Below are 17,170 nucleotides of genomic sequence, written 5' to 3'. Positions count from 1 at the left end.
TGGCGATGAAATCCGCGCCAACCATGCAGCCGATAGGTCGCCACCCAGCGCCTGACCGTGGAGGCCTCCAGGCTGTGGCGACGAGCAACGGCTTTGACTGATGTGGAGGTCTTGCAGGCCTCTTTGGCAACCTGCAGTTTGAAACGAGCGTCGTATCTGTTCATGTATCCCTCGGGGTTGGATCTGGCGTCCAACTCCCGGGGGTCACTTCATGGACGGGTTTACGGCGTCTCCCGCAACCGGCCCCACCCCGCCATCCCTCAGGAAACCAGCTGTTGCTGTTGCTGTTGCTGTTGCTTCGGCCATAGCTGTTGCTTCGGCGGGTGCAGGGCGCAGCCCTGCCAAAGCCCTACCCCCTGGCCATTGCCTGCCACCACTGCGACAGCAGCTCCGGCCTGCGCAGGCGCTCGCGCCACCAGCGCAACGCGGCGCCGTCCTCGCCGGTGCGCCAGGCCAGCCAGAAGGTTTCTTCCGGCTTGTGCTCCTCCACCTCGCGGATCACCAGCTGGCCACGCGCCACCGCAGCGCGCGCGCACGGCTCGGGCAGGAAACCGAAGCCCACGCCTTCGCACTGCAGTTTCAGCTTGCTGGCCATGTCAGGCACCGTCAGCATCTCCTGCCCCATCAACAGGCCCACCGTGCGCGGCAGCAGCCGTCGTGCCGAATCGGAGACCGCGATCGCGCAGTGCTCGACCAGCTGCTCGCGACCCAGCACGCCAGGCACGTTGGCCAACGGATGTTCGGGCGCGACCGCGAATACGAACGCCACCGTACCCAGCGGCTCGACGACGTAGCCACCGCCGCTGGGGCCCTCGCCCGGCGCGCCGACCAGCAGGTCGGCACGGCGGTCCAGCAGGGCCTCCCAGGTGCCGGACAGGGCCTCGCCGATCAATCGCAGCCGGGTCGGTGCCTCGGCCTCACGAAACGCGGCGATGTCCGGGCCGAGCAGCCAGGTCGGAAACACCGAGTCCACCGCCAGCGTCAGCTCGGTCTCCCAGCCCGACGCCACCCGGCGCACCCGCAGTTCCAGCTCGCGGGCTGCACGCAGCAGGTGCCGACCCTCGTCCAGCAGCGCGCGGCCAGCTGCGGTCAGCTCGGCGCGCGGGCCAACCCGGTCGAACAGCTGCACGCCCAGGTCCTCCTCCAGCTTGGCCACGGTGTAGGAGATGGTCGAGGGCACCTTGTGCAGCGCCTTGCCAGCGCCCGCAAACGAGCCGCGGCGGTCGATGGCATCCAGGATCTGCAGGGCATCGAGGCTGAGCTTGAGCATTCGAATTTTTCGATGGTGGCTGTCAAAACTATCCGTTTTTAAAACCCCGGGCGCAAGCGGATACTTCTCTCCAACGGGGAAACACAGCGGCTACCGGTCCACCCCGCCCCATCGAAACCATCGAACAAGGAGATTCCATCATGCTGCAGATCCGCAAGAGCGCTACCCGTGGCCTGGCCGAGCATGGCTGGCTGTCCTCGCGCCATACCTTCTCCTTCGCCAACTACTACGACCCCCGCTACGTCAGCTTCGGCCCGCTGCGGGTGATCAACGAAGACAAGGTGATCGGCGGCCAGGGCTTCGGCACCCACGGCCACAGCAACATGGAAATCATCTCCTACGTGCTGGGCGGTGCGCTGGAACACAAGGACTCGATGGGCACCGGTTCGGTGCTGCGCTATGGCGACGTGCAGCGCATGAGCGCCGGCAGCGGCGTCACCCACAGCGAATTCAACCACTCGGCCGACGAGACCGTGCACTTCCTGCAGATCTGGATCTTCCCGGACACCGAGAACATCGCGCCGTCCTACGAGGAGACCCACTTCTCGCCGGAGGCCAAGCGCGGCCAGCTGCGCCTGATCGCCTCGCCTGACGGTGCCGACGGTTCGCTGCGCATCCACCAGGATGCCCGCATCTTCGCCACCATTCTTGATGGCGGCCAGAAGCTGCTTCACGCCCTCGGCAACGGTCGTGGCGCCTATGTGCAGGTGGCGCGTGGCCAGCTGCAGGTCAACGGCATCACCCTGGAAGCCGGCGATGCACTGCAGGTCAGCGACGAAGCCCAGTTGACGCTGGAAAACGGCAACGATGCCGAAGTGCTGGTGTTCGACCTGCCGCTGTAACCACAAGGCCCTCGATGCTGCTGAGCATCGGGGGCCTTTTCGTAGAGCCCGGCCTGCGCCAGGCGTGCTACAGGAGGAGTGTTACCCACCGATGGCGGCGCAGGCCTCCAGGATCAGCGCGGTCACTTCCTTCGGCTGCGAGGCCAGCGAGGCATGGCTGGCATCCAGCTCCAGCAGGCGCTTGGGCTGCATTCTTGCGGCCATGGCCTTCTGGTTTTCCGGCGCGATCATGCGGTCGTGGCGGGACAGCTGGTACCAGCTCGGCCGGTGCTTCCACGCCGGATCGCTGACCGTGTCGCCGAAAGTGCTGGCCAGCGGCGCCTTCTGGGTCACCGCCATCACCCGGCCCTCGTCGGCACTCAGGTCCTGGCAGAAGCTCTCATGGAACTTGTCCGCACGCAGCCAGAGGTAGCCATCGCTGTCCGGTGCCAGATTCGGCGCCGCCTCCGGCAGATGCTGCTGGGTGATGCCACCCGGGCTCTCGCCGGCATCAGGCGCGAAGGCAGCGATGTAAACCAGGCCCTTCACGTTGGGCTCGTTACCGGCCTGGCTGATCACCGCACCGCCGTAGGAGTGGCCGACCAGCAGCACCGGACCGTCGATCTGCCGGATCATTTTCTGGGTGCGTCCTGCGTCGTCGGCCAGCGACGTGAGCGGCAATTCCACCGCCTGCACCCGGTCGTGGCCGTTGCGATGCAGTTCCAGGATCACCTTGGCCCAGTGTGCGGCCCCGCCCCAGAATCCATGGACGAGGAGGATGGTCGGTGTCGTGCTCATGTACGGATCTCCGGCAGCGGCCAGCGGGGTGCCGACCGTGCAGCCACTGTCCGTGGGCGACGTTAATCGCTGGTGACGCGATCGGGTCACTGCAATCGTATGCGTCGCCCGATGTCACGCATGGCACTTGCCGATCCGGCCTGCAAACGTTTTCATAAAAGTCCCCTGGAGCTTCGCATCGCGCATGACGCCTTCATCCCCACGTGCCCAGCAGCACGCCACCCGTGCCGCCTTCTTCATTCCTGGATTCGCCACCGCCGCGTGGGCGCCGATGGTGCCTTACGCCAAGGCCAAGGCCGGGCTGTCCGACGCCAGCCTCGGCGCCGTGCTGCTGTGCCTCGGGCTCGGCTCGCTGCTGGCGATGCCGTTGGCGGGTGCGCTGACCGGGCGGCTGGGCTGCCGCCGGGTGATGGTGATCACCTGCGCGATGATGCTGTGCGCCCTGCCCTTGCTGGTGCTGGCGCCCTCGCCGGTGGCGCTGGGCGCGGCGCTGTTCGTGTTCGGCGCCGGCGTCGGTGCACTGGATTGTGCGATGAACATGCAGGCGGTCGCGGTAGAGCGCGACGCCGGGCGCGCAATGATGTCCGGCTTCCACGCCTTCTACAGCATCGGTGGCTTCGTCGGCGCCGGCTGCATGACCGGCCTGCTGATTCTGGGCACGCCGCTGTGGCTGGCCGCGCTGGCCTCAGTGGCAGTACTGCTGCTGGTTGCGGTTCTGTCGGCGCCGCACTGGCGCCCACAACGGATCCTGCATGAAGGCCCGCTGCTGGCGCTGCCGCATGGCGTGGTGCTGTTCATCGGCGTGCTGGCCTTCGTGGTGTTCCTCGGCGAAGGCTCGATGCTGGACTGGAGCGCGGTGTTCCTGGCCGAAGTGCGACAGGTGCCACGCGACCAGGCCGGTGCCGGCTTCGCGTTGTTCACCCTGGCGATGACCGCGATGCGTCTGTTCGGCGACGGCATCGTCGAGCGCCTCGGCCGCACCCGTACCCTGGTCTTCGGCGGCATCACCGCCGCAACAGGCTTCACCCTGGCCACGCTGGTGCCCTCGTTCCCGGTGGCGCTGGCCGGCTACGTGCTGGTCGGGCTGGGCTGCGCCAACATCGTGCCGGCACTGTTCTCGATGGCCGGCCAGCAGCGGGTGATGCCGGAGAGCATCGCCATCACTGCAGTGACCACACTGGGTTACGCCGGCATCCTCGCCGGCCCGGCGGCGATCGGCGCAGTGGCGCATGCCACCAGCCTCGGCTTTGCCTTCCTGTGCGTAGCCGTACTGCTGCTGGGCGTAGCTGCCTCCGCCCGCTCACTGGCCCGACGCGTGGCCTGACAAAAAAAGGGGACGGAGGGGATTAAGTCGCATCTGCCACGGGTGTGCTGCAAACGACTTAATCCCCTCCGTCCCCTTTTTCAGCCGTGTGCCAGCCATTCGGCCTGGGCCGGCAGCTGCGGCGCCGGGCATGCGCTCTGCGGGTGGTGCTCGTCGCGCGCCATCCAGTCGTCAACCACTCCGGCCAGCAGATCCAGCCGCAGCGGCAGGGTGATATGGTCTTCGCCGCGCATCTCGATGTAGTGCGCGCGCGGGTTGGCCTGGGCCAGTTCGCGGCCCTGGCTGACGGGTATGTGCTGATCGCCCTGCCCGTGCAGCAGCAGCACGCAGGCGCGGGTATCGGCCAGCGCACGCGCGACGTCGACGCGGTCCAGATCGACGTCGATGCGACGGCTGGCGTCGGCGATCACCTGGTTGATGTCCTGGCCGCCGTAGCGCCAGCGCGCGTACGACGCCATCGCCTGCGCCTTCAGGCCTTCCGGCTGCAGCCCCATCAGGTGCGGGATCATCGTGCGGATCGCTACACCGGCATTGGCGAACGATTCCATCGCCACCACGCCTTCCACCTGGTCGCCGAGCTTGTCGGCGGTGAATACCGCTGTGGCGGCGCCATAGGACACGCCGAACAGGTACAGCGGGCCGGTTACTTCACCCCGCGCGCGCAGCTCGCCGATTACATCCACCACATCGTCCGATTCATAGGTGCCATAGCCCGACGGCCCAGTACCGGACTGTCCATGGTTGCGCAGGTCGAGCGTGACCACGCGGTAGCCGGATTCGGCCAGCTGCAACGACCACGGCAGCATCGAATCACCGTTCATCATCCAGCCGTGCAGCAGCACCACGGTGCCGCGCGGTGCCTGCGCGCGGAACGGTCGCGGTACTGCCAGGCTCAGACCGGTATCCAGCGGCAGGCCGTTCTCGTGGCGCTGCGGCAGGTAGTGGTAACGCGCGCCGTAATCGCCCGGATCAAACACACGCCAGAAGATCGGCACGCCATCGCGGCCCGGCGCGAAGCCATGGCGGTTGGGCAGTTCGGCGATGGCCGCTGCGATGCGCGGGCGATCGAGCAGGGTCGACACGCCACCTGGCGCGATCAGCCGATCGGCGAGCGAAGTGGACGAGGCATTGATCGAGGACGAGCATGCAGCCAGCCACAGGCCGGCGCACGCCAGCGACAACAGCAGCAGGCGCTTCATGGGCAATCAGGGAAAAGGTGCGACAGCGTGGCAGGTTAGCGACGCGGGCGTGGGCCATCTATCGCGCATGGATGACGGCTTGATGACAACGCAGGAACGATTCAGGTTGTCACAATGGCGCGATTGACCTCGGCATTGATCCGGATCAATGAATACGCCGGCACGATTGCCCACAGTGCCGCCATGCGCACCTCGTTCAAGCTCGCCATTGCCCTGGTCGCCACGCTGGCCGCCGCCTACGGCGTCGCCCGCACCACGCCCTACTGGTTCGCACCGCGACAGACCGCGCAGGTCGACATCCACGATCCGGCATTGATCGCGCAGGGACAATACCTGTCGCGCGCCGCAGACTGCGCGGCCTGCCACACCGCACCGGGTGGCAAGCCGTTCGCCGGTGGCCTCGGCATGCAGACGCCGATGGGCACGATCTACTCGACCAACATCACGCCCGATCCGGACACCGGCATTGGTGCCTACGACTACGCCGACTTCGAGCGCGCGGTACGTCGCGGCATCCGTCACGATGGCCAGCCGTTGTATCCGGCCATGCCGTACGCCTCGTACGTGATCGCCAGCGACGCCGAGATCAAGGCGCTGTACGCCTACTTCATGGGCTCGGTGCAACCGGTGAAGCAGAACAACGCCGACAGCACGATCCCGTGGCCGGCAAACATGCGCTGGCCATTGGCCTGGTGGCAGCTGCTGTTCGCACGCCCGCGCACGTTCAACCCGGATCCGTCGCTGGATGCCAGCCAGCAGCGCGGCGCCGAACTGGTGGAAGGCCTGGCCCACTGCGGCGCCTGCCACACGCCACGCGGGTTGGCGTTCCAGGAAAAGGCAATGGCCGACGATGGCAGCCGCCAGTTCCTGTCCGGCTCGGTGCTGGAAGGCTGGTATGCGAAGAACCTGCGCAATGAAGCGAGCGGCCTGGCCAGCTGGAGCGAGGGCGAGATCGTCGACTTCCTGCGCACCGGACGCACCGATCGGTCGGCGGCCTTCGGTGGCATGGCCGACGTGGTCGAGCACAGCACGCAGTACCTGTCCGACGCTGACCTGCTGGCGATGGCCCGCTACCTGAAGCAGCTGCCCGCCCGCGAAGGACGCAGCGCACAGTGGTCGCCCGGCAGCGACACGACCACCGCCGCACTGCGCAGCGGCGACTACCGCGTGGCCGGTTCGCTGGCCTATGCCGAGCACTGCCAGGCCTGCCACCGGGCCGACGGACGCGGCATACCCCGCGTCTATCCGGCCCTGGCCGGCAACTCGATCGTGTTCGCCGACGATCCCAGCTCGCTGGTGCAGGTGACCCTGATCGGTGGCCGCACGCCGCATACCCCGCACGACCGCATGGCCTTCACCATGCCCGGCTTCGAACAGCTGCCGAACGCGCAGCTGGCGCAGATCCTGACTTTCATCCGCAGCAGCTGGGGCAACCAGGCCAGCGCAGTGAGCGAGGTCGACGTGGCGCGCATGCGCCGGGTGGTGCGCGACAAGCCGGTGCACTACGTTCCGCAGGAGTCCGAACGATGAAACGTTCGCGCAAACGCTCCCGCCTGCTGATCGGCAGTGCGATCACCCTCGTGCTGCTGGCCGGCGCCGGTACCCTCGCTTACCGCCATCTGTACCCGGACCTGGATGCCGCCGTGGCCAGCACGATCGATATCCTCGATGCACAGGGCAAGGTGGTCGGCCACTACCGTGCACCCAGCGCCGAAGAAATCGCCGGGCTCGGCAATGCCGAGTCGGTGATGCTCGGCCGCCGCCTCCTCAACGAGACCGCACGGCTGCTGCCGGACAACGTCGGCAACGATCTGAACTGCAACTCGTGCCACATGGCCGAAGGCAAGCGGCCGTTCGGCAATCACTACTTCAACACCGGCGGCGGCGCCTATCCGCGCTACATGCCGCGTCCGGGCAAGGTGATCGGGCTGACCGAGCGCATCAACGGCTGCCTGCAGCGTTCAATGAACGGCAAGCCGCTGCCGAAGGACTCGCCGCAGATGCGTGCGATGCTCGACTACATGGCGTGGCTGAGCAGCCCTGTGCCAGTGGGTGCAAGGGTGGCTGCCCCCAGTGAGGGGCCCATCGACAGCACGCTGGTCCCGGACCCGATCCGTGGCCAGGCGCTGTACGCCGTGCAGTGCGCTGCCTGCCATGGCGACAATGGCGAAGGCCGGCGCGACGCCAGCGGTGACATCGCGTTCCCTCCGCTATGGGGCGACCACAGCTTCAACATCGGCGCCGGCATGGCGCGCCTGTACAAGGCCGCCGGTTTCGTCAAACACAACATGCCGCCGGCAGTGACCCGTGAACCGCCACTGGGCCAGCAGGTGATGCCCGACCAGGATGCGGTGGACATCGCCAGCTACTTCATCAACCAGCCACGCCCGGACTTCGCCAACAAGGCCAAGGACTGGCCGCGCGACCCGAAACCCAAGGACGCGCGGTACTGAGCAGAAGCCATTGGAACCGGCCGTCACACAACACGGTTCCTGCTTCGCCGCGTCATGCCGATGTCATGGGCACTGCCGACACTCCGGGGCTTCCCTCCCCTGAAGGTCCGGTTTCAATGCGAACGTTTGCGCGTTTTCCCCGTGTCTCGCTGCTTGCCGTGCTGATCGCCCCCGCCCTGGACGCCCTCGCAGAAGCACCGCAGGGCGATACGGGCGAAGCGCACAGCAGCGATGCCCGTACCCTGGACCAGGTACAGGTGATCGGCCAGGCCACCAGCTACGCCAAGACGTCGGTGCGCGCAGAAACACTGAACCGGCAGACGGTGATGAGCAGCGTCAACGATGCGCTCAATGAAGTGCCGGGCGTGGTGGTCAGCGAGGCCGATGCCACCGGTTCGTCGGTGTGGGGCACGCAGATCAGCATGCGCGGCTTCGTCACCAACCGCGATACGCAGCAGATCGGCACCACCATCGACGGCCTGCCGAACGGTGGTTCGGGCTACGGCGGTGGATCGCTGGCCAACCGCTACATCGACACCCTTGATCTGGAGACGGTGGAAGTGAGCCAGGGCACCGCCGATATCTCCTCGCGCTCGAACGAGGCGCTGGGCGGCACGCTCAACTTCCTCACCAGCGATCCGCTGCAGGACAGCCGCCTGCGCTTCGTGGTCGGTGCCGGTGACAACGAGGCACGCAAGTACTACGTGCGCTACGACACCGGCCTGCTCGGCGGCCACACCCGCGCGTGGATCAGCGCCTCCTCGTCGAAGGTGCACGACTGGATCGACGGCACCGGCCACGCCAGCAACAACCACATCGCCGGCAAGTTCATCACCGAACTGGATCGCTGGACCCTGACCGGCTACCTGTCCTACAACGATGCCGACGAGCCGGAATACACCAGTGTTTCGCCGAAGGGCTTTGCCACCCATCCGGATCGCGACAACCTGGTCGGCACCCTCACCGGCATTCCCTATCTGGACCAGAATTTCCGTTCGGGCTCGCGTGCGCTGCGCGAGAACACCTTCGGTTACCTGCGTGCGGCCTTCGACGGCGGCAACGGGTTCAAGGCCTCGGTGGCCGCCTACGGGCACCGCATGCAAGGTCGTGGCGACTGGCTTCCACCCTACCTGGCGCAGGTCAGCGATGAGGGTGCGGGCCGCCCCGAATCGGAATATCTGGGTGGCAAAACCGTGTACGGCGGCAGCAACCGTGGCCAGATCTTCTTCGTCAATACCGATGGCAGCGCCGCGCAGCGCCTGGCCAGCTGCACCCCGCGCCTGGGCTTCACCGCCGAGTACGATCCGAACTGCTACGCGGGCAACGTGCTGGGCGCGCAGTCCTACCGCCACACCCACTACGACAACGACCGCATGGGCGTGACCGCCGACGTCGAATGGCGGCAGACCTTCGGTGCGATCGACAACACCATCCGTGGCGGCCTCTGGGTGGAGAAGCTGGACCGTTCGGCACGCCGTGACTGGCACCGCCTGCTCAACGTCGGCCAGGACATCGCCTTCGACCACCAGCCGTACTGGGTGCAGTTCGAGGACAAGTACAAGGTCAACGAGCAGATGTACTACGTCGAGGACGTGGCCCGCTTCGGTCCGTTCAGCGCGCGCCTGGGCGTGAAGCAGTTCTTCGTCGACCAGTCGCGCCGCCGCGTGATCGGTGCCAGCGAGCACGTCAAATCCGATTCCAGGTCCGATCCACTGTTGTCCACCGGCGTCACCTGGGCACCGGGTGTGGAAGGCATGGAGCTGTTCGCCGGCTTCTCGCAGAACTTCGCCGCCATCCCCTCCGGCGTGCTTGGCGAGACCGACCCGCAGCGCTTCCGCAACGTCGAGCCCGAAACCGCCGACAACATTGAAGTGGGCATGCGCATCAGCCGCTGGCCGCTGACCGCCTCGGTGACCCTGTACAACATCAGGTTCGACAACCGCATCGTCTATCTGCCGGCAGGTTTCGTCAGTGGCATCGACTACCTGGGCGAGACCGACGGCGTCTACGAGAACTTCGGCGGCGTGGAAAGCAACGGCCTGGAAGCCGCGTTCGGCTATGGGTGGAACAACGGCTGGCGGATCAACGCGGCCTACACCTACAACCGCTCCAAGTACCTGGGCAGCGGCAATGCCGCGCGTGATGCCCAGCTGGGCATCGTCGACGGCGCCAAGGTGATCGGCCAGCCGGAGAACACCCTGGTGCTGTCGGCCGACTGGCAGGGCGCCAACTGGAACTTCGGCCTGTCCGGCCGTTACCTGGGCACGCGCTACCTTGATGCCGCCAACGTCAAGACGCTGCCCTCGGCCACCGTGTTCAACGCCAACATCGGCTTCGACCTGCAGGGGCTGTCGCCGCGTCTGAAGGGCATGGGTGCCAACCTGGTGGTGAGCAATCTCACCGACAAGCGGTATCTTGCAGGGGTGGACGGCCGCGACAACGCCTTCATCGGCGCTCCGCGCACCGTCGGCATCTCCTTCCGCGTGGACCTGTGAGTGAGCCCGTGACCGATATCGGCCGACGCCGGTTGTTGCAGGCCGGCGTTGCCGCCGGCCTTTCTCCGCTGCTGCCCAGCATCGCCCGGGCCGCAGCGATCGCCCCTGCCGCGCAGACGCGCAGCCTGGAAGACCTGCAGCACATCGTGGTGTTCATGCAGGAGAACCGTTCGTTCGACCACTACTTCGGCACGCTGCCGGGGGTACGTGGCTTCGGTGATCGGTTCGTCGCCCCGGCCGCCGCGCTGCAAGCCGGTGGCCGCACCCGCAGCCTGTGGCTGCAGCCCGATGCCAGCGGCACGCGGGCGATCGCGCCGTTCCCGCTGGATACCGCCGCGCACTTCGGCTACATGCGCGTGGAAGGTACGCCGCATACCTGGCCCGATGCGCAGCGCGCCTGGGACCACGGCCGCATGGGGCAATGGCCGAAGGCCAAGCAGAACCACTCGATGGGCTACTTCCAGCGCAGCGACCTGCCGTTCCAGTTCGCGCTGGCCGATGCCTTCACGATCTGCGATGCGTACCACTGCGCCATGCAGGCCGGCACCAACCCGAACCGGGTGTTCCTGTGGACCGGCCACAACGATGCACAGGCCCGTGCCGGTGGCCCGGTAATCGCCAACTCGCATGACAATTTCCCTGAACAGGGTGGGCACCCGGCGTCGTACCGCTGGACCAGCTATGTCGAGCGTCTGCAGAAGGCTGGCGTTTCCTGGCAGATCTACCAGGACATGGCCGACAACTTCACCGACAACCCGCTGGCGGGTTTCGAGGCCTTCCGCCAGGCCCACCGCGCGGCGCCAGGGCATGACCCGCAGCTGCGCGCGCGCGGGGTCAGCACGCGGGGCCTGACGCAGCTGCGACAGGACGTCATTGACGGGCGCCTGCCGCAGGTCAGCTTCATCATCGCCGACGCGGCAGGCAGCGAACATCCCGGCCCGTCCAGCCCGGCACAGGGCGCGGCCTATACCGCACGCGTGCTGGATGCACTGACCGCCGATCCGGACGTGTGGAGCCGCACCGCCCTGCTGCTGATGTTCGACGAGAACGACGGATTCTTCGACCACATGCCGCCACCGGCCCCTCCCTCACCGGTGAACGGTGGATGGGCAGGTGCCTCGTCGGTCAGTACCGAGGGCGAGTATCACCGTCATCCCGCACCGGGCGACGAGAAGTACGATGCCGCCGAACTGCGCGGGCGCCCGTATGGTCTCGGTCCGCGTGTGCCGCTGTACGTGATTTCGCCGTGGAGCCGCGGCGGCTGGGTCGATTCGCAGGTGTACGACCACACCTCGGTCATACGCCTGATCGAACGTCGCTTCGGCGTGGCCGCACCGGACATCTCGCCGTGGCGCCGTGCGGTCTGCGGGGATCTGAGCAACGCGTTCGACTTCGCCCAGCGTGATACCCGTCCGTTCGTGCGCGGCCTGCCGGACATGAGCGCGGTGGCCGCGCGTGCCGCCGCCCTGCCGGGACGCACCGTGCCCGCGTTGCCCGAGGGACTGAAGCCGGCGAAACAGGAAAGCGGTGTACGCCCGGCGCGTGCCCTGCCCTACCGGCCGCAGGCATCGATCGCTGCGGTCGACGCTGCGGGCGTGGACCTGACGTTGTCCTGCGAAGGCGCAGCGGCTGTGCTGCATGTCTACGACCGGCTGCGGCTGGATGCGGTGCCACGCCGCTACACGCTGCTGCCCGGTAGGCCGCTGCGCGAGCGCTGGCCGCTGGATGCCCAGGGCCGCTATGACCTGTGGTTGCTCGGCCCGAACGGCTTCCACCGCCACTTCCAGGGAGCGGCCACGGGTCCTGCCGTGCAGGCTTCAATCGATCGCGTCGATGACCAACTGCGGCTCCGCCTGCGCAATCTGGGTGACAGTGCACAGCAGGTGCGCGTGCACGGCGGCGCCTATGCAGGACACATGCCCGAACAGACATTGGCGCTGCCCGCACATGCGCAGACTTCATTGGCGTGGGATGCTACGCCTACCGCCGGCTGGTATGACCTGCGCGTCAGCGCGGGTGGGAGTGTGCTGCGTTTGGCCGGCCGCGCCGAGGATGGGCGCCCCGGCACCAGTGACCCGGCGATGGGCACCGAGCCGCTGCGGTTCGAGCACGATTGAAGAATCCCGGTAGAGCCGAGCCCATGCTCGGCTGCTTTCGCCCTGGTCGCATTGCCCCGAAAAAAGCAGCCGAGCGTGGGCTCGGCTCTACAGCGCAGACCGGTAGATTCAGGCCTCCTGCAGCCCCGGCCGGCCGTGCTCCACCGCGTAGCGCTTCCAGCTCTGCACCGCGCCATTCGGCTGCATCACCGTATCCAGCGTCTTCATGTCGCCGATCCACGCATCGCGGGTGACATCGCACAGCACGTAGCCACGCTTGTCGGTGGTCGCCTTCAGGTAAGGGCTGTGCGCAAGCTGGTTCCTGGCATACGCGTCCACGCCTTGGCCGTCGGCACCGGAAGTGATCGAGGTGGCGAGGAACTCGCTGGAGACCACGCCCGAGTCACGGTGGTCCTGCACCAGATCACCGGCATAGTGGCGATGCGCATCGCCGCAGGCGGTCACCACGTTGCCGAAGCCCACCTTCTGGATGTGATCAAGCAGGCGCCGGCGACTGTGCAGATAGCCCGACCACTGGTCGTCGGACGACTGCACCACGCCGTCTTTCTCGCGCATGTAGTTGCCCAGTGCCACCTGGTGGGCGATCGTGTGCCAGCGCGGTGAAGCATCGGCCAGGCCGTCGAACAACCAGCGTTCCTGCTTCGCCCCCACAATGCTGCGCTCCGGCGATTCCACCTCCTCACGCAGCGCCATGTTCACCTGCTTGCTGCGGTACTGGCGGGTGTCGAGCAGGTGCAGATCCATCAGCGTGCCGTAGCGTGCGCGCCGGTACATCTGCATGTGGCCATCGCGCGGGAATGCCGAACGGCGCAGTGGCATGTTCTCGTAGTAGGCCTGGAACGCCTGTGCGCGGCGCAGCAGGAATACTTCGCTGGGCGTGTCATCCTGGTCTTCGGCGCCGGCCCAGTTGTTGTCCACTTCGTGGTCGTCAAAGGTGACGAACCACGGTGCCGCCGCATGCGCGGCCTGCAGGTCGGCGTCGCTCTTGTACTGGGCGTAGCGGCGGCGGTAATCATCCAGCGTGTAGATCTGCGGGCCGACGTGGTTGCGCAGGTTGGTGAACGGCTGTCCGTTCATCTTCCGCAGGCCCGGCTGGCTTTCGCCTTCGTAGATGTAGTCACCGTAGTGGAAGACGAAATCGAGTGGTTCCTCGGCGATGCGTCGCCACGCGGTGTAGTGGCCTTCTTCGTAATGCTGGCAACCGGCCACCACGAAGCGAACGCGATCCACCGCTGCCGTGGCTGCCGGCAGCGTGCGCGTGCAACCCACTGCGCTGGCGTGGCCGCCTACGGTGAAGCGGTACCAGTAGGGCCGTCCGGGCGCCAGCCCGTCCAGCTCCACGTGCACCGCGTGGCCAAGTTCGGGATGCGCCATTGCCGAACCCTGGCGTACCACCCTGCGCATGCCTTCGTCTGCTGCCAGCTGCCACTCGACCACCATCGGCCGGGCAGGCATGCCACCGCCGAACACCAGCGGCTCGGTCGCCAGCCGTGTCCACAGCACCATGCCATCGGCCGAGGGATCACCCGAGGCCACGCCCAGGGTGAAGGGCGTGCTGGCAAAGCGCGGCTTGGCCAGCAGGTTGCGCGGGTTCAGCGCGGTGGCATCGGCCTGCGCGGCCAGCGCGTGTGCCGTGCCCATCCAGGCGCCGGCAGCAGACAGGCCGGCCAGGGCCAGGAATCGCCTGCGATTGATCGTATCCACGGCGCTGCCCTCAGTTGTAGATGATGTGGAAGTAGAAGAAGCGGCCGTAGTCGTCGATCTCGGTACGGAAGCGCCCATTCGGGCCGGTGCTGTAGGTCGGCTGGGTGTTGAACAGGTTCTTGGCTTCGTACTTCAGCGTCACGTGCCTGCCGACCTTGTGGCTGAAGGCCATGTTGAACGTCATGTACGGGTCGTAGTACGAATCCAGCCATTCGGTGTCACCGAAGTCGACCAGCATCCGGCTGCGGTAGGTTCCGGAAAGGCGCAGCTGCGCGCTCCTCCACGGCATGCGCCAGATCACCGAACCATTGAGCGACCAGTCCGGCTGGTACAGCAGGCGATCCAGGTGGCGCGCGGTGCCATCACTGATGCGGTAGTCGGTCTGCCCTTCCAGCCGCGTGGCGTTGAAGTACATGTCGAAGCGCTGGCGGCCCCACTGCAGGTTGCGGTTGGCCACCGCGAACTCGACACCGCGCAGCTTCGACTCATCGGTGTTCATCGGCTGGGTGACCCGATAGCGGGTATCACCCACGTTCTCGAAGGTGGTCAGGGTGTAGATGTCGTCCTTGATCACCTTGTCGAACAACGCCACCGAGACCAGGCCGTTGTTGCCGTTGAAGTACAGGTCCCATGCAAGGTCGATGTTGGTGGAACGGCGCGGCTGCAGATCGGCATTGCCCTGCTTGATGGTGCAGAAGCCCCTGCCCTCCTCGTCATCGCCACAGCTGGTGCTGGTGGCCTGGGCGATGTTGCTCGGCGTCGGCCGGCCCAGCGTGCGGCTGGCGGAGAAGCGCAGGCGCTGGTCCTCGGTGAGCTTGAGGGTTGCGTTCAACGAGGGCAGCAGGTTGTTGTAGCCACCGCTCGTGTTGCGGAACGCAGAGGTATAGGTAGCGCCGCCATCATCGCTGAACGGGCTGTAGGCATCGAAGCGGGTGTGGTCGTAGCGCAGGCCGCCGATCAGCAGCAGCCGGTCCCAGGCGTAGTGCGCGGATACATAGGCATTGGTGATGTCCTCCACGTACTTGTAGTCGCTGGTGAAGTTGGCATTCGGATACGCCGCATTGTTGCTGCCCAGTTTCGGCAGCAGTTCCTCGGTCCACTTGCGGTTGTCGATCAGCGGGAAGCCGGGCACGCTGCCCAGCAGTGTCGAACCCGGATACAGGTAGTCGTTGAGCGTGGCGCTGCTCTTGAAGTAGTCGAAGTCGATGTCCTGCCAGATCTTCAGGTGGCGGTACTCGGCGCCGGTGGCCAGGCCGAAGCCACGCGCATCGGCGTCGATGTTGTAGCTGAAATCGGCGCGCAGGTTGTCGATGCTCTCCTTGGCATCGCGCGGGGAGACGTAGGCCTGCGCCGGATTGAGCTTGAATGCGGAACTGGTCAGCAGGCTGGAATCGGAAACCGCCACCGCGTTGGGGAACCCGTGGCTGTCGTTCTCGTAGTCGACGAACAGATTGCTGGGGTAGGCGCGTACACCCCAGTAGACCTGGCTGTTGTGGAAGGTCTCTTCGGTGTGGCCACCGCGCAGGGTCAGGCGCGAACGGTCGCCCATGTCCCAGTTGAAACTGGCGATGGCACCACGGTTGCTGCGGTCCCAGCGGTCGTGACGGTTCTTGATGTAGATGCTGTTGATCTGGGTGGTGCCGCTGTCCTCGGTCTGGTTGCGGATCGGGAACTTGGCATTGCCGTACAGATCGGTCTTGTTCATCGTCGAGTTCTCGTAGAACCGGTACGAGTACAGCAGCAGCGATGCGTAGAACGGATCGTCCGAGGGCTTCCACTCAAGCTTGGCGGAGCCACCGAAGTTGGTGATGAAGTTGGTATAGGTGCCGGTGCTGAAGTTGCCAGGCGCACGCAGCCCGTTCCAGCCCTTGGCCTCGTCCGGGCCCGTGGTACCGTCGGTGAGGTATTTGCCTGCGTCGTTGTAGTAGTAGTTCGACTCCACCCAGCGCTTGACGCTGTTGCGCGAACGCTGCTCGTAGCGTGCCACCGCAACGATGCCGAACTCCTGGTCGACACCAAACTGGTTTGAGAACACCATCTTGGCGCTCTTGCCGAAGTGACCCAGGGTCTCGTGGTTGCCGCCTGCGCTGCGCTCGACGTTGGTCTCGGCGGTGGAATAGATGCCTGCCACATCGGCAAACACGTACTTGCCTGACCGGTCGAAGGCACTGCGGCTGATGATGTCGATCACGCCGCCGATCGCATCCGGTGCCTGCTCCGCACTGAAGCTCTTGTAGATGTCGGTACGGGTGCCGATGTCGCTGGGAATCAGCTGCAGGTTGTTCATGCGCTCGCCGGAGCCACTGCCCCCCACGCTGGCAATCGCGATGCCATCGATGGTGGTGTAGTTGAGGTTGGCCTGTACGCCGCGCACGGTCACGTAACGTGGCTCACCGGCATCCTCCACCGCACTCAGGCCTGGAGCGGCCATCAGGCTCTCGGCCAGGGTCTCGTCGCCGTAGCTGTCCATCTCGTCGTACACCACCGAATCCTTGATCACCGGTGAGCGCTTCTTCTGGTCGATGACCTCATGTGCAGCAATCACCTTCACCGTGTCCAGGGTCGGCGCCACCATTGCCTCGGCCTCGCGCGGCTTCGGCGCGGCCGGCTTCGGTTGGTTGCGTGCTGGCGCCGGATCGATGGCGATGACATTGCCATCCACCACGGTGTACCCCAGGCCGGTACCGGCCAGCAGCGCGTCCAGCGCCTGCCTGACGGTGGCACCGCGCGGCACCGCACCGGCCATGCGGGCATCACCGCCGGCCGAGTACAGGAACTGCACCCCGGAACTGCGTGACAACTGCTCCAGCGCACGCGCCAACGGCTGCGCCGCGATCGGCGTGGATACACGCGCCTCCAGGCCATCGGCACCGGCGGCGAAGGCCAGCGGCACGCTGCAGGGAGACAGGGCGAGGATGATCGACAGGTAGAGCGTGTTGCGCATCACGGGTCCTTGGAAGAGAGAGAAGGCAGCAGGCGCCGCTGCGTG

At 66.3% G+C, this 17,170-nt stretch carries 12 protein-coding genes; 6 read left to right on the top strand and 6 right to left on the bottom strand.

Annotation, left to right across the window (positions count from 1 at the left end):
• Positions 1-164: transposase (locus tag AC5P9W_RS19085; RefSeq protein WP_167693009.1), on the bottom strand; the 164-nt coding region annotated here is incomplete at its 3' end.
• A gap of 185 nt (positions 165-349) precedes the next feature.
• Positions 350-1,270, bottom strand: a complete 921-nt coding sequence (locus AC5P9W_RS19080; protein WP_111097995.1) for a LysR family transcriptional regulator — start codon at positions 1,268-1,270, stop codon at positions 350-352.
• A 140-nt stretch (positions 1,271-1,410) separates the two neighbouring features.
• Between AC5P9W_RS19080 and AC5P9W_RS19075 the strand changes: the two genes are divergently transcribed.
• Positions 1,411-2,112 carry a pirin family protein gene (locus AC5P9W_RS19075; RefSeq protein WP_206621970.1) on the top strand — a complete coding sequence of 234 codons (702 nt, stop codon included), beginning with the start codon at positions 1,411-1,413 and terminating at the stop codon, positions 2,110-2,112.
• An 81-nt stretch (positions 2,113-2,193) separates the two neighbouring features.
• Here AC5P9W_RS19075 and AC5P9W_RS19070 read toward each other — a convergent pair whose 3' ends face one another.
• The gene (locus AC5P9W_RS19070; RefSeq protein ID WP_019658847.1) at positions 2,194-2,889 is read right to left on the bottom strand and encodes an alpha/beta hydrolase; all 696 of its coding nucleotides are present in this window, start codon (positions 2,887-2,889) and stop codon (positions 2,194-2,196) included.
• 184 nt (positions 2,890-3,073) lie between these two features.
• On the opposite strand from AC5P9W_RS19070, the gene AC5P9W_RS19065 reads away from it, so the two are divergent.
• Positions 3,074-4,213 (top strand): MFS transporter, encoded by a 1,140-nt coding sequence (locus AC5P9W_RS19065; protein WP_111097993.1) that lies wholly within the window; start codon positions 3,074-3,076, stop codon positions 4,211-4,213.
• An 80-nt stretch (positions 4,214-4,293) separates the two neighbouring features.
• On the opposite strand, the gene AC5P9W_RS19060 is transcribed toward AC5P9W_RS19065, so the two are convergent.
• Positions 4,294-5,412, bottom strand: coding sequence for an alpha/beta hydrolase (locus tag AC5P9W_RS19060; protein WP_111097992.1), 1,119 nt, complete (start codon positions 5,410-5,412; stop codon positions 4,294-4,296).
• Positions 5,413-5,595: 183 nt separating this feature from the next.
• Between AC5P9W_RS19060 and AC5P9W_RS19055 the strand changes: the two genes are divergently transcribed.
• The 4 genes from AC5P9W_RS19055 (at position 5,596) to AC5P9W_RS19040 (ending at position 12,477) form a co-directional block, all read left to right on the top strand.
• Positions 5,596-6,942: a c-type cytochrome gene (locus AC5P9W_RS19055; protein WP_206621972.1), complete on the top strand. Its 1,347-nt coding sequence runs from the start codon at positions 5,596-5,598 to the stop codon at positions 6,940-6,942.
• Complete coding sequence (locus AC5P9W_RS19050) at positions 6,939-7,865, top strand: c-type cytochrome (protein ID WP_019658851.1); 927 nt, start codon at positions 6,939-6,941, stop codon at positions 7,863-7,865. The genes AC5P9W_RS19055 and AC5P9W_RS19050 overlap by 4 nt, the downstream gene beginning before the upstream one ends.
• Before the next feature lie 116 nt (positions 7,866-7,981).
• On the top strand, positions 7,982-10,360 hold the full coding sequence (locus AC5P9W_RS19045) for a TonB-dependent receptor domain-containing protein (protein WP_206621969.1): 2,379 nt from the start codon (positions 7,982-7,984) through the stop codon (positions 10,358-10,360).
• Between the two features lie 8 nt (positions 10,361-10,368).
• Positions 10,369-12,477, top strand: coding sequence for a phosphocholine-specific phospholipase C (locus AC5P9W_RS19040; protein WP_206621968.1), 2,109 nt, complete (start codon positions 10,369-10,371; stop codon positions 12,475-12,477).
• Positions 12,478-12,585: 108 nt separating this feature from the next.
• Here the strand turns inward: AC5P9W_RS19040 and AC5P9W_RS19035 are convergent, their stop codons facing one another.
• Positions 12,586-14,181: an alkaline phosphatase D family protein gene (locus tag AC5P9W_RS19035; RefSeq protein WP_180832968.1), complete on the bottom strand. Its 1,596-nt coding sequence runs from the start codon at positions 14,179-14,181 to the stop codon at positions 12,586-12,588.
• A gap of 10 nt (positions 14,182-14,191) precedes the next feature.
• Positions 14,192-17,125, bottom strand: a complete 2,934-nt coding sequence (locus AC5P9W_RS19030) for a TonB-dependent receptor (protein WP_206621967.1) — start codon at positions 17,123-17,125, stop codon at positions 14,192-14,194.
• Between the last annotated feature and the right edge of the window lie 45 nt (positions 17,126-17,170).

The sequence above is a fragment of the Stenotrophomonas sp. YJH_SMC_33 genome (assembly GCF_059372295.1).
Note: the sequence above shows the minus strand (reverse complement) of the source record. Positions and strands in the feature narration are given on the sequence as shown.